Annotated in this window: 8 protein-coding genes; 7 read left to right on the top strand and 1 reads right to left on the bottom strand. The window is 67.3% G+C overall.

The window, feature by feature from the left end; all coding sequences use genetic code 11:
- Positions 1 to 88: 88 nt before the first annotated feature.
- From Q1X76_RS03880 to Q1X76_RS03910, 7 genes are all read left to right on the top strand, one after another.
- Entirely contained in the window at positions 89 to 793 is a 705-nt protein-coding gene (locus Q1X76_RS03880; RefSeq protein ID WP_300718214.1) for a response regulator transcription factor, read from the top strand.
- Complete coding sequence (locus Q1X76_RS03885; protein ID WP_300718215.1) at positions 790 to 2,097, top strand: HAMP domain-containing sensor histidine kinase; 1,308 nt, start codon at positions 790 to 792, stop codon at positions 2,095 to 2,097. Before Q1X76_RS03880 ends, Q1X76_RS03885 begins: the two co-directional genes overlap by 4 nt.
- Positions 2,094 to 3,269: an MdtA/MuxA family multidrug efflux RND transporter periplasmic adaptor subunit gene (locus Q1X76_RS03890; protein WP_300718216.1), complete on the top strand. Its 1,176-nt coding sequence runs from the start codon at positions 2,094 to 2,096 to the stop codon at positions 3,267 to 3,269. The genes Q1X76_RS03885 and Q1X76_RS03890 overlap by 4 nt, the downstream gene beginning before the upstream one ends.
- A gap of 120 nt (positions 3,270 to 3,389) precedes the next feature.
- The gene (locus Q1X76_RS03895; RefSeq protein WP_300718217.1) at positions 3,390 to 6,485 is read left to right on the top strand and encodes a multidrug efflux RND transporter permease subunit; all 3,096 of its coding nucleotides are present in this window, start codon (positions 3,390 to 3,392) and stop codon (positions 6,483 to 6,485) included.
- On the top strand, positions 6,472 to 9,762 hold the full coding sequence (locus Q1X76_RS03900) for an efflux RND transporter permease subunit (protein ID WP_300718218.1): 3,291 nt from the start codon (positions 6,472 to 6,474) through the stop codon (positions 9,760 to 9,762). The genes Q1X76_RS03895 and Q1X76_RS03900 overlap by 14 nt, the downstream gene beginning before the upstream one ends.
- A gap of 409 nt (positions 9,763 to 10,171) precedes the next feature.
- Positions 10,172 to 11,302 carry an aminotransferase class I/II-fold pyridoxal phosphate-dependent enzyme gene (locus Q1X76_RS03905; protein WP_300718219.1) on the top strand — a complete coding sequence of 377 codons (1,131 nt, stop codon included), beginning with the start codon at positions 10,172 to 10,174 and terminating at the stop codon, positions 11,300 to 11,302.
- Between the two features lie 371 nt (positions 11,303 to 11,673).
- Positions 11,674 to 12,204 (top strand): hypothetical protein, encoded by a 531-nt coding sequence (locus tag Q1X76_RS03910; RefSeq protein ID WP_300718220.1) that lies wholly within the window; start codon positions 11,674 to 11,676, stop codon positions 12,202 to 12,204.
- A gap of 291 nt (positions 12,205 to 12,495) precedes the next feature.
- Here the strand turns inward: Q1X76_RS03910 and Q1X76_RS03915 are convergent, their stop codons facing one another.
- Positions 12,496 to 13,605, bottom strand: coding sequence for a Fic family protein (locus tag Q1X76_RS03915; RefSeq protein ID WP_300718221.1), 1,110 nt, complete (start codon positions 13,603 to 13,605; stop codon positions 12,496 to 12,498).
- Between the last annotated feature and the right edge of the window lie 141 nt (positions 13,606 to 13,746).

Genomic DNA, 13,746 nt, shown 5'->3' on the forward strand with positions numbered 1-13,746 from the left:
ACCGGGCCGCAGGGGCAGGGCGTGCGCGCCTTGCCTTTTTTTCGCTTCCAGGGGCGCGCGGCGCCCCGTCTTTTTCGCGGAGGTGCGCATGGCGCCTGTCTCGATCCTGCTGGTGGAAGATAACGAGGACATCCTCGCCAACCTCTATGCCTATCTGGAGCCCTTGGGCTACGAACTGGATTGCGCGCGCAACGGTCGGGCCGGTCTGGAGATGGCCGCTTCCGGCCAGTTCGACCTGGTGGTGCTGGACATCATGCTCCCGGGCCTGGACGGCATCAGCCTTTGCCGCGCCCTGCGCGGGGAACACGGCGTGCAGGTGCCCGTCATCATGCTCACGGCGCGGGACACCGTGGCCGACCGCGTGCTGGGCCTGGATGCCGGGGCCGACGACTATCTGGTCAAGCCCTTCGCCCTGCGCGAGCTGGAGGCCCGCATCCGGGCCCTGCTGCGGCGCGGGCGCGCGCAGGAGTCGGGCCAGGGCGGCGAGCTGCGGGTGGACGACGTCTGCATCGACGTGGCCGGGCACCGGGTCACACGGCAGGGGCGCGAGGTGAAGGTGAGCCCCACGGGCTTCCGCATCCTTTGCGAGCTGGCCCGCCGCGCGCCGGCCCTGGTGCGCCGCGAGGAGCTGGAGCGCCGCCTCTGGGGCGACGACCTGCCCGGCGGCAGCGCCCTGCGCACCCATATCCACGAGCTGCGCCAGCATCTGGACAAGCCCTTCGGCAGTTCCGTCCTGCACACCATCTCCCATGTGGGCTACCGCCTCGGCCGTGAAGAGGAGCCGGGCGCGTGAGCGGCGGCTCGTCCATCCGGCGCCGCCTGCTGGCCTCCTTCATGTTGCTGGCCGCCGGTCTCGGCCTGACCATGGGCATGGTGGGCCTGCTGGCCCATGACCGTCTGGGCGCGCATCTGGTGGACTGGTACGCCCGGCCCATCATGAACGCCCTCATCGAGGCCGAGGAACGCTCGCGCCGGGCCGAGGACCGGGGGCGGCACAACAATCTGGTCTACGGGGCCGACCTGGCGGCGCTCATGGACCTGCAGTTCCGCGTGGGCAAGCAGATCCCCGCGGCGTGGCGCGGACTGGAGCCGGGGCTGCATTTTTTCGAGCGCATGGAAGATTTCGTGCTGCTGGAGCAGCACAAGGGCGTGCGCTACGCCCTGAGCGGCCATACGGGCCTGCTGGTGACCATCAAGGGCCAGCTGGCCCGGGTGCTGGGCCTGTGCGCGGTGCTGGGCCTGGGCGTGGCGGCCTTGCTGGCCTTCCTGCTCAGCCGGCGGCTCACGGGTCAGCTCACGGCCCTGACCCGCACCGTGTCGCGCTGCCCGGTGCCGCGGGCGGGCGGCGATTATCCCGGCCTGCCGCCGCTGCCGCAGGTGGAGCTCAGGGACGAGGTGGGCGTGCTGGCCCGCGCCATCGCCAGCCGCGAGGCGGCCCTGCGCCGCTTCGTGCAGCGCGAGAGTTTCTTCACCGGCGACGTGAGCCATGAACTGCGCACGCCCCTGACCGTCATGCAGGGCGGGCTGGAAGTGCTGGAGCTGCAGCTGGAAAGCCTGCCCGGCGCGGAGCGCTGCACGCCCACGGTGGAACGCCTGCAACGCACGGTGCGCGACATGGCCGCCACCGTGGGCGTGCTCCTGCTGCTGGCGCGCCGTCCCGAGAACATCGAGCCGGAGCCCGTGGACCTGGCCCTGCTGGTGCGCGAATGCGCCCAGGGGCAGGACTGCTTCGCCCTGGACCTGCCCGCGACGCAGGAGGTGCAGGCCCAGGCGGCCCTGGCCCGGATCGTGGTCAAGAATCTGCTGGACAATGCCCGCTTATATTCCGAAAATGGCCGCGTTGCCGTGCGCCTGGATGCCGACGCGCTCCAGGTGCGCAACGCGGGCCGCATCCCCGAGGATCTGGACATCTTCGCGCGCGGGGTGCGCGTCCGCGCCCGCGGGGACGCCACGCCGGGCGGCAGCGGTCTGGGCCTGTCGCTGGTGCGCCGGGCCTGCGAACAGCTGGGCTGGTCGGTGACGTACCGGCACAGCGGAGAGAACGAGACCCTGTTCGAGGTGCGCTTCGCCCCGGACGATCATGGAGAACAGCTGTGAAGATCACCATGAGCAAAGGCCGCCTGCTGGTCGTGCTGGCCCTGCTGCTGGGTTGTGCGCTGCTCTGGCGGGGCTTCTTCGCCACGCCGAAACAGCGCGGCATGCCCCAGGATACGCCGCCGGTACGGGTGGCCACGGCCCTGGAGCAGGACATGCCCCATTTCCTCAACGGCCTCGGCACCGTGGAACCCTCCAGCGACGTGCTGGTCACCAGCCGCGTGGACGGCCATCTGCAGCGGCTGCACTTCAGCGAAGGGCAGTTCGTGCACAAGGGCGACCTGCTGGCCGAGATCGACCCCCGGCCGTTCGAGGCGGCCCTGGGCGAGGCGCGGGGCGCGCTGGCCCGCGATACGGCCCAGCTGGAGAACGCCCGGCGCGACCTGGCCCGCTACGAGAGCCTGGTGGGCAACGGCCACATCTCCCGGCAGCAGTACGACAACCAAAAGGCCCTGGTGCGCCAGTACGAGGGCACGGTGCAGGCCGACAAGGCCGCCGTGGACTCCGCGGCCCTGCAGCTGCAGTACAGCCGCATCACGGCCCCGGCCGACGGCGTGCTGGGCCTGCGCAAGGTGGACGAGGGCAACATGGTGCGCGCCTCGGATACGGAAGGCCTGGTGCGCATCACCCTGCTGCGGCCGTCCTATGTGGTCTTCACCCTGCCGGAAAGCCGGGTGCCCCTGGTGGCGCAGCACTGGCGCACTGCCCGCAAGAGCGGCGGGCGGCTGCTGGTCCAGGCCTGGGACCGCGAGCAGCAGGCCATGCTGGCCCAGGGCTTTTTGCTGAGCATGGACAACCAGATCGACACCGCCACCGGCACGGTGAAGCTCAAGGCCGAATTCGCCAACGAGGACCACACCCTTTTCCCCAACCAGTTCGTCAATGCCCGGCTGCTGGTCACGGTGCTGCCCCATGCCGTCACGGTGCCCACGGCGGCGGTGCAGCTGGGCAGCAAAGGCTCCTACGTCTATGTGGTGGACAAGGATACCGTGCACCTGCGCGTGGTGACGCCCGGCGTGCGCACCGACAGCCTGACCGTCATCGACAAGGGCCTGGCCGCGGGCGAGGTCGTGGTGGTGGACGGTCTGGACCGCCTGCGCGACGGTCTGCGCGTGCGTGTGGCGGCCAGCATGGAGACGCCGCGCGTGACCGTGCCGGAGGACAGCGCCGGTTAGCCGGGGGCCGGAGAGCGTCCGGCCGTCCGTGCCGCCCGTGCCGTCGTCCGCTGGGCGCGGGCCGCCCGCCCCCGGAGGCAGGCTCCGCTCCCGCAGGAGAACGCTACAGACGAGCAGCCCATGAACATTTCCCGCATCTTCATCCTCCGTCCCATCGCCACGTCCCTGCTGATGGTGGCCCTGCTGCTTTCCGGGCTGCTGGCCTATCACTATCTGCCCATGGCGGCCCTGCCGCAGATCGATTATCCCACCATCCAGGTGCAGACCCTGTATCCGGGCGCTTCGTCCGAGGTCATGGCCGCGGTGGTCACCTCGCCGCTGGAACGCCAGCTGGGCACCATGTCCGGCCTGGTGCAGATGACCTCCCTGTCCTCGGCCGGGGCCTCGGTCATCACCCTGCAGTTCGACCTTTCCGTGCCTCTGGACGTGGCCGAGCAGGAGGTGCAGGCCGCCATCAACGCGGCGGACAACCTCCTGCCCTCGGAGCTGCCCAACCCGCCGGTCTACAACAAGGTCAACCCGGCGGACCCGGCCATCATGACCCTGGCGGTCTTCAGCGACGCCATGCCCCTGACCCGTCTGGAAGACCTGGTGGACACGCGCCTGGCGCAGAAGATCTCGCAGATCACCGGCGTGGGCCTGGTGACCCTTTCGGGCGGGCAGCGGCCCGCGGTGCGGGTGCAGGTCAATCCCTCGGCCCTGGCCTCGGCCGGGCTGACCATGGCCGACGTGCGTTCGGCCATCGCTTCGGCCAACGTCAACGACGCCAAGGGCAGCTTCGACGGGCCCCAGCGCACCAGCACCATCGACGCCAACGACCAGCTGGCCTCGGCCGAGGAGTACGCGCGCACCGTCATCGGCTACAAAAACGGCGCGCCCCTGCGCCTGGAAGACGTGGCCACGGTGGAGGAGGGCGCGGAGAACGCCCGTCTGGCCGCCTATGTGGCCGACGGCGGGCAGGGCTTCCGCCCGGCCATCGTGCTTTCCATCCAGCGCCAGCCCGGGGCCAACGTCATCACCGTGGCCGACAGCATCACCCGCCTGCTGCCGCAGCTGCAGCAGACCCTGCCCGGCCATGTGCAGGTGCAGGTGGTGACGGACCGCACCACCACCATCCGGGCCACGGTGCACGACGTGCAGCTGGAACTGCTGCTGGCCGTGGTCCTGGTCATCGCCGTCATCTGGATCTTCCTGCGCAACGTGCAGGCCACCATCATCCCGGCCCTGGCCGTGCCCCTGTCGCTGGTGGGCTCGCTGGGCGTCATGTATCTGGCCGGCTATTCGCTCAACAACCTGACCCTCATGGCCCTGGTCATCGCCTCCGGCTTCGTGGTGGACGATGCCATCGTGGTCATCGAGAACATCAGCCGCTACCTGGAGCACGGCTACAAGCCCCTGCAGGCCGCGCTCATCGGCGCGGGGCAGATCGGCTTCACCATCATCTCCCTGACCCTCTCCCTGGTGGCGGTGCTCATCCCGCTTTTGTTCATGGGCGACGTGGCCGGGCGTCTGTTCCGCGAGTTCGCCGTCACCCTGGCCGTGACCATCCTCATCTCGGCCGTCATCTCCCTGTCCCTGACGCCCATGCTCTGCGCGGTCATGCTGCGGCCGGAGCGCCGCGCGGAAGGGGGGGGCGGCTTTTTCGCGGCCCTGCTGCGCTGGTATGAAGGCAAGCTGGACTGGGTGCTGGCCCACCAGCGCCTGACCCTGGCCGTGGCCGTGGGCACCCTGCTGCTCAGCGTGGCCCTGTACGTCCTGGTGCCCAAGGGCTTCTTCCCCACCCAGGACACGGGCGTCATCCAGGGCATCGCGGAATTTCCGCAGGATACGTCCTTCGCGGCCATGGCCGGCCGCCAGCAGGAGCTCGCCGATCTGCTGCTGGCCGATCCCGCCGTGGAGCGGGTGGCCTTCTTCGTGGGCGTGGACGGCATCAACCCCAGCCTGGCCACCTCGCGCCTGACCGTCAACCTCAAGCCGCTGGAGGACCGCGACCGGCGCGCGCCCGCCATCGCCCGCCGCCTCATGGCGCGGGTGGAGCGGCAGCCGGGCATGAAGCTCTTTTTGCAGCCCGTGCAGGACCTGACCGTGGAGGACCGCGTCTCGCGCACCCAGTACCAGCTTTCGGTGGAGGCCCTGAGCGACGAACAGCTGGAAAGCTGGATCCCCCGAATGCTGGAGGCCCTGGAGCAGCGCCCGGAACTGAGCCATGTGACCAGCGACCTGCTGGGCCGGGGCCGCGTGCTCTGGCTGGACATCGACCGCGACGCGGCCAGCCGTCTGGGCGTGAGCATGGACGTCATCGACAACGCCCTCTACGATGCCCTGGGCCAGCGCCTGATCTCCACCATCTTCACCCAGACCAACCAGTACAAGGTGGTGCTGGAGAGCGCCCCGCAGTTCCGGCGCGGCCCGGACGACGTGGAAAAGATCTACGTCAAGGGCAGCGACGGCGCGCCCATCCCGCTCTCGGCCCTGGTGCGCATGCAGGAACGCTCCGCGCGCCCGGCCACCATGCGGCAGGGCCAGTTCCCGGTGGCCACCATCTCCTTCAACGTGGCCGAAGGTTCCTCCCTGGGCGCGGCCGTGAAGGCGGTGGAAGAGACCCTGGCGCGGCTGGAGCTGCCCTCGTCCCTGCGCTGCCAGTTCCAGGGCGCGGCCCATGCCTTCGCCTCGTCCACGGACAATCAGGTCTGGCTGCTCCTGGCCGCCGTGGTCACCATGTACATCGTGCTGGGCGTGCTCTACGAGAGCTACATCCATCCCGTGACCATCCTTTCCACCCTGCCGTCGGCGGGCATCGGCGCCGCGCTGGCCCTGATGCTCTGCGGCATGGAGCTGGGCGTGGTGGGCATCATCGGCATCATCCTGCTCATCGGCATCGTCAAGAAAAACGCCATCATGATGATCGACTTCGCCCTGGAGGCCGAGCGGCAGGAAGGCAAGGACCCGCAGGCCGCCATCCGGCAGGCCTGCCTGCTGCGCCTGCGGCCCATCCTCATGACCACCATGGCGGCCCTGCTGGGGGCCCTGCCCCTGATGATCGGCTGGGGCATGGGCGCGGAACTGCGCCGTCCCCTGGGCGTGACCATGGTGGGCGGGCTCATCGTCAGCCAGGTGCTGACCCTGTTCACCACGCCGGTGGTCTACATCTGGTTCGCGCGGCTGGCCGGGAAGCTGGGCCGCCGTCCCCGGGAGGCCGCTCATGAGCAGGCCTGAGGAGACGCCGCGGGCCGCCGCGCCCGGAAAGGAGGACAGCCACGCCCGTGAAGGGCAGGAACTGGCCCTGGCCGGGGAACGGCGCAAACGCTTCGGCCCGGAGTTCATCCCCCTCAACCTGTCCGCGCCCTTCATCCGCCGGCCCGTGGCCACCACCCTGCTGACCATCGCCGTGACCCTGGCGGGCATGGTGGCCTTCTTCCTGCTGCCCGTGGCGCCCCTGCCCGAAGTGGACTTCCCCGTGGTCAGGGTGCAGGCCAGCATGCCCGGGGCCAGCCCCGAGACCATGGCCTCCACCGTGGCCACGCCGCTGGAACGGGCCCTGGGCCGCATCGCCGGCGTGACGGAGATGACCTCCAGCAGCAGTCTGGGCTCCACGCGCGTCATCCTCCAGTTCGACCTGGACAGGGACATCAACGGCGCGGCCCGCGATGTGCAGGCGGCCATCAACGCGGCCCGTTCCACCCTGCCCACCATGCCGTCCAATCCCACCTACCGCAAGGTGAACCCCTCGGGCGCGCCCATCCTCATCCTCTCCGTCACCTCGGACGTCCTGAGCCGCACCCAGCTCTACGACGCGGCCTCCACGGTGCTGGCCCAGAAGATCAGCCAGATAGCCGGCGTGGGCGAAGTGACCGTGGGCGGCGGCGCGCTGCCCGCCGTGCGCGTGGACGTCTCGCCCGACGCCCTGCACCGCACGGGCCTGTCCATGGAGGACGTGCGCACGGCCCTCAACGGAGCCAATGCCTTTTTGCCCAAGGGACGGCTGGAGAACGAGAGCCTTTCGTGGATCGTGGCGGCCAGCGACCAGCTGCGCACCGCGGCCCAGTACCGCAAGGTCATCGTGGCCGAGCGCGACGGCGTGGCCATCCGTCTGGGGGACGTGGCCACAGTGACCGACTCCAGCCAGGACATCCGCCAGATGGCCCTTTCCAACGGCAAGCCGTCCATCCTGCTCATCGTGTTCCGTTCGCCCGGGGCCAACATCATCGAGACCGTGGACAGGGTGAAGGCCATGGTGCCGCAGCTGCGTTCCTGGCTGCCCGAGAGCGCGAACCTTTCGGTACGCATGGACCGCTCGCAGACCATCCGCGCCTCGCTGCACGAGGTGGAGAAGAGCCTGCTCCTGTCCATGGCTCTGGTGGTGCTGGTGGTCTTCCTCTTTTTGCGCAACGGCCGCGCCACCAGCATCCCGGCCGTGGCCGCGCCGGTCTCGCTCATCGGCACCTTCGGCGTCATGTACCTGTGCGGCTACACCCTGGACAACCTCTCGCTCATGGCCCTGACCGTGGCCACGGGCTTTGTGGTGGACGACGCCATCGTGGTGCTGGAGAATATCGTGCGCCGCCTGGAGATGGGCGAAAAACCTCTGCGGGCCGCCCTGCGCGGCGCGCGCGAGGTGGGCTTCACGGTCATTTCCATCTCCCTGTCCCTGGTGGCGGTCTTCATCCCCATCCTGTTCATGGGCGGCGTGGTGGGCCGCCTGTTCCGCGAGTTCTCCGTGGTGCTGGCCACGGCCGTGCTGGTCTCCATGCTGGTCTCCCTGACCACCACGCCCATGATGTGCGCCACCCTGCTGCGTCCCTTCGACGAGGAACTGGCGCGCCGCAGCGCCCGCCTGCGCGGCAAGGCCCCGGAAGAGCAGGGACTGCCCACCCGTCTGGGGCGTCTGTGGGGCCGCTTCCTGGCCGCCATGCAGGACGGCTACACCCGCAGCCTCTCTGTGGTGCTGGACCACTGGCGCCTGACCCTGCTGGTGCTGTTTTTGGTGGTGGCGGCCAATATCTGGATGTACATCGTGGTGCCCAAGGGCTTCTTCCCCCAGCAGGACACGGGCGTCATCATGGGCGGCATCCGGGCGGACCAGAGCGCCTCCTTCCAGGACATGGAGGTCAAGCTGGCCAAGCTGGTGCGCATCCTCAGCGCCGACCCGGCGGTGGACCAGGTCTCGGCGCACATCTCGGGCGGCCGCGGGGGCGGCGGGGTGTTCATCTCCCTCAAGCCGCTGGAGGAACGCGGCATCAGCGCCCAGCAGGTCATCGCCCGCCTGCGCGGCAAGATGTCCTCGGAGCCGGGCCTGCAGATCTTTTTGCAGGCCGCGCAGGACATCATGATGGGCGGCCGCAGCTCCCGCTCCCAGTACCAGTACACCCTGCAGGCCGACGACCTGGACAGTCTGCGCCGCTGGGGCCGCCGCCTGCAGCAGGAATTCACGGGCATCCCCATCCTCAAGGACGTGGACAGCGACATCGAGGAACGCGGCCTGCAGACCATGCTGACCGTCAACCGCGACGCCCTGGCCCGGCTGGGCCTGACCATGCGCGATGTGGACGCGGCCCTGAACAATGCCTTCGGCCAGCGCCAGGTCAGCACCATCTATGAGGAGAAGAACCAGTACCGCGTGGTGCTGGAATACGCCCTGCCCTGGCTGGAAGGCGAGGATTCGCTGGGCATGGTCTGGCTGCCGGGCCGCGACGGCGCCGTGCCCCTGCTGGGCGTGGCCGAGGTCTCGCCGGCTTTCGCGCCCCTGTCCGTGGCCCATCAGGGACAGTTCGCGGCCGTGACCCTGTCCTTCAACCTGGCGGACGGCGCGTCCCTGTCCCAGGCCCAGGCCGCCATCAACGAAGCGCGCGTGCGCATCGGCATGCCGTCCACCATCGTGGGCAGCTTCCAGGGCACGGCCAAGATGTACAGCGATACGGTCCGGGACCAGGCCCTGCTCATCCTGGCCGCGCTGGCCGCGCTCTACATCGTGCTGGGCGTGCTCTACGAAAGCCTCATCCACCCCCTGACCATCCTTTCCACCCTGCCGTCGGCGGGCATCGGGGCCCTGCTGGCCCTGCAGGCCTGCGGCATGGAATTCAGCGTCATCGCCCTCATCGGCGTGCTGCTGCTCTGCGGCATCGTCAAAAAGAACGCCATCATGATGATCGACTTTGCCATCGACGCCGCGCGCAGCCGCAACCTGCCCCCGCGCGAGGCCATCCACGAGGCCTGCCGCCTGCGCTTCCGGCCCATCATGATGACCACGGCCGCCGCCATCCTCGGGGCCGTGCCCCTGGCCCTGGGCCAGGGCGACGGCGCGGAGATCCGCCAGCCCCTGGGCATCACCATCGTGGGCGGCCTGCTGGTGAGCCAGCTGCTGACCCTGTACACCACGCCCGTGGTCTACCTCTGCCTGGACCGCGCCCGTCTGCGCTGGCGGCGGCGCTGGTGGCGGCTGCGCTACGGCGAGCGCAAGGCGGCCCTGCTGTCCGTGCTCTGCCGTCAAGGCTAGGGCGTGACACCGCGATGCGCGGGAAGGGGCACGTCGCGCCATCCCGGCGTGGCCCGGTGGGCGATGCACGGCTGAACGGGGGGAAGGGAGCCCCGTGGCCCGCGCACGGGGGACTCCTTCCCTCGTGCCCTCCATCCCCCCCAACGCGCTTTTACAAGGAGGATGGAAAAGGCCCGGGAAGGCCATGGTCCTGCCCGGGCGACCGTCACCCGGGGCGGAGCAGGGCGACGGCACTGTTCCGCCCGCCTCCGTCCCTCCGGCCCACCGCCCCCGGAAAACGCCGCTTGCCGGGGCATCAGGGAAGGCTCCGCGCAGGGACGAAGGAACGTGTTTTTCAGCATGTCATGCCACACTGCCGGGGAGCGTCCCGGGACGCGTCCTCCCCTTGGACACAGCCTGCGGAGGGAGTATGAGGATCAGGGATTTCGGACTGGAGATCTTTTTCGGACGCCATGAATTCAGCGCACCGTACCTGCTGGCGCAGTCGGACTGCGAATCCCTGAGCATCCGCCAGTTGCTGGATATGGAGCCGGGCGCGCGGGAGCCCTTTCTGGACACCTGGCTGGGCTACAGCGAGAACGACGGGGCCCCGGCCCTGCGGGAAGCGGTCGCCGCCCTGTACACGCACTGCGGCCCGGAAAACGTGCTCATGCATGCGGGCGCGCAGGAGGCCATCTTCGCCGCGCTCAACGTGCTGGTGGAGCCGGGCGCGCATGTGATCTGCCAGTTCCCCACCTATCAGTCGCTCTATGAAGTGGCCCGGGCCGCGGGCTGCGGGCTTTCCTTCTGGCCGCTGCATCAGGGACGGGAAGGCTGGTACTGCGACCTTGACGAGCTGGAAGGGCTCATCACGCCCGAAACGCGCCTGCTGGTGCTGAATACGCCCAACAACCCCACCGGCCATGCCCTGTCGGCCGGAGAGCGGCAGCGCGTCTGCGAGCTGGCCCGCCGTCACGGCCTGCGCATCCTGGCCGATGAAGTCTACCGGGGCCTGGAAGCGCCGGAGGCCGTGCCGCCCGCCTTCTGCGATATCTACGAGCGGGCCTTTTCCGTGGGCGTGCTCTCCAAGGCCTACGGCCTGCCGGGCCTGCGCCTGGGCTGGATCGTCTCGCAGGAGCGGGATGCCATCGGCGCCCTGAGCCGCTACAAGAACTATCTCAGCATCTGCTGCCCCACACCGTCCGAAGCCCTGGCCCTGCTGGCCCTGAAGCACGGCCCGGCCATCCTGGCCCGCAACCGGACCATCATCGCCCGCAACCTTCAGGTGGCGGCGGATTTCTTCGCCCGGCACGGGCACGTCTTCCGCGCCAATCCGCCCCAGGCAGGGCCCATCGCCTTCCACGCCCTGCAGCCGGATTTCGCGGCCCGCTTCGGCTCGGCCCTGGCCTTCTGCGAACATCTGGCCCGGTCCGCCGGGGTGCTGCTCCTGCCCGGCAACGTCTACGACATGCAGGCGCCCTATGTGCGCATGGGCTACGGCCGCGCCAGCTTCGCCACCAACCTGGCCGTGCTGGAAGCCTGGTTGCGCCGGAACGCCTAGGGTGTATTGAAATAAATTTCACAACTATTTCAAATAAATAAAAATGACTGTCAGGCATGCCTGTGAAGGCTGCTTGCCGCATGCTCCCGCGCCCATCTGAAAGAGCGCGCTGGGGAAAGGGGGGCTTTCCCTTCCCTCCGAAAACAAGTTGCGGACAGTGTCGACACGCCCTGGTTCCGCATGAGAGGGACTGCGCGCTGCGGGAAGGGATTCCATCCTTTCCCCAATGTGCTTTGGCAGGAGAGGGGCGCTTCGGGCAGATGCCTGTTCCGCCGGCAAAAAATGCCGCAGCATATGTCATGTGCTGCCATCGTCATGCGACGGTTCGAGCGGGGGAAAGAATGAGACTGATATGCTTTAATATAGGCTGGATGAAATATTATGACGGACAAGATGATATCATCTCGAATTTCAAATATGTAAAAGAGCATAAGACAGGCGAGGAGATATTCAATTTCACAAAAAGGGATGGTTATTGTTACGGAAATGTTCCCATTAGATATATCGACGGACGATCCGTCGCTCTCCACATCGAAAGGATAGGCGCAGACAAAGATGCCATGTCTGTTGATGAGGTGACAGTCGTCTTTTTTTCACGCCATCCCGTAAAGAAAAAAAGCTATGTCGTCGGCTGGTACCGGAACGCTGTTGTCTTCAGAAAAGAACAGCGGGAACAGTGGCAGGGGATGGAATTGAAATATTCGGCAAAAGCGCGCTATGAAGATTGTGTATGCGTGCGAGAAGATGAACGCTGTTTCGAGATACCTTCAGGGCGGGTACTGAAGGGTGGCTATGGGCAGGGGACCCAGTGGTATGCGGATGCGGACGAACCGGCCATCACGGCACTGCGGACCCGCCTCATGGCGTACATCGCCCGGTCTTCCTCTGCGACTCGTCCCTGATGAAACAAAGGACGCCGCGATGGCGTCCTTGGTGCCCTCCCGGAAGGGGGGAAGGTTCGGAAAGTCGTTCAAGGGGAAAGCGTCAGAAGGCGCGGCACGGCAACGGCCCTGTCCGTTCCGCCCCTGGACACGAGGCGGCGACGGGGACCTGTGCCCGTAGCCGGAAAAGTGTTTCGGCAGAGGGGCCGGGGAGGGGCCGCTGGGCCGTACAGGGCCCCTTCGAGGCTATCATTGCAGTCAGTTCTTGCCGCAAGCCCCGTCCCGGATCGTCCCCCCGGAACGCGGCCCTCATCAGGCAAGCAGCTCCATGAGCGCCGCGAATTTCCACACGGTGGGTGTCCTGCCCTTGCCTGGCGCTGCTTTTGTAATGACACCGGCTTGTTCCAGCTTGTTCAGGATGTGGGCCGTTCCCTGTCGCGTCAGGGAATTCCCGGAATGCCGTTGCAGATCGGGCTGGGTGAACAAGGGCTTGGCAAACATATAGTCCAGGATCTGCACGGCGGTGGCTGAGCCGGTTATGGCAGGAAAACTGTTCTTTGACTGTTCATAGAGGTCGTTCATGGCGGTGAGGAGGGATTTGTTGTGCCTGCTGCGGAGGACGACAGCGTCAAGGAAAAATTCTATCCATCCTTTCCAGTCCCCTTGGCTGGAGATGTTTCCAAGCGCTGTGTAGTATGCCGCGCGATGCTCCTGAAGATGGGCACTCATATAGAAGCAGGGCTTTGCCAGCATCTTTTTTGCCGCAAGCAGCAAGGTGATGAGCAGGCGCCCCATCCTGCCGTTGCCGTCACAGAACGGATGGATCATCTCGAACTGGGCATGCATGACGGCGGCCTGGATCAGAGGATCCATATCGTTGCGATGCAGGAAGGCTTCCCAGTTTTCCAGCAGGTCTGGCACATGGACCGGATCGGGAGGGATGTAGGTAGCCGTGTCGGGCGTCGAGCCGGGGCGGCCTATGTGGACCTGGACGGTGCGCCATTGGCCGGGCCTTTTTTTTTCTCCCCGGGCACCAGAAAGAAGAAGCGCATGCAGGGCCTTGATCAGGGACAGGTCCAGCGCCCGTCCGTCGGCTATGGCCTGGAGCCCGGCTTCTGTGGCTTCCTTGTAGTTGATGACTTCCCGTACGTCATCCTGCCGTTCACGGGGGACGACGACACCGGCGTTTTCGCCCAGGATCTCATCGAATGTCGTGACCGTGCCTTCGATGACGTTGGAACTCCGGGCTTCCTGCAGAAGCCAGGTGAGCCAGAAAAGATCAGCTTTGGCAGAGGCTTGCATCATGCCATTGAGCTCGGCAAGCGCCGAAACGGCCTGGAATTCCAGCATGCCGAAGCTCCCCCACGCGTCTTCGTCAGGCGTCAGGGGCAGGAAAGGGGGCAGATACGGCGTCAGGGACATATGCATTCCTTTGCCGGCAGAGGCGTTGTGTCCAATGGAAGTTCCTCAACGCAGGATATCCGCATTTGTGTCAAATAAAAAGTTGTTTGTTTGACACAAAAAAAGTCTGCCCAGGCCCGGGCGGAGGAAGGGCCCCGTGCC

Source organism: uncultured Desulfovibrio sp., from assembly GCF_949282365.1.
In the GTDB taxonomy this organism is placed as follows: domain Bacteria; phylum Desulfobacterota; class Desulfovibrionia; order Desulfovibrionales; family Desulfovibrionaceae; genus Desulfovibrio.

Coding starts and splice junctions, on each gene's coding strand:
- Q1X76_RS03900 (WP_300718218.1), top strand. CDS start 6,472: ATGAGCAGGCCTGAGGAGACGCCGCGGGCCGCCGCGCCCGGAAAGGAG.
- Q1X76_RS03880 (WP_300718214.1), top strand. CDS start 89: ATGGCGCCTGTCTCGATCCTGCTGGTGGAAGATAACGAGGACATCCTC.
- Q1X76_RS03915 (WP_300718221.1), bottom strand. CDS start 13,605: ATGTCCCTGACGCCGTATCTGCCCCCTTTCCTGCCCCTGACGCCTGAC.
- Q1X76_RS03895 (WP_300718217.1), top strand. CDS start 3,390: ATGAACATTTCCCGCATCTTCATCCTCCGTCCCATCGCCACGTCCCTG.
- Q1X76_RS03910 (WP_300718220.1), top strand. CDS start 11,674: ATGAAATATTATGACGGACAAGATGATATCATCTCGAATTTCAAATAT.
- Q1X76_RS03905 (WP_300718219.1), top strand. CDS start 10,172: ATGAGGATCAGGGATTTCGGACTGGAGATCTTTTTCGGACGCCATGAA.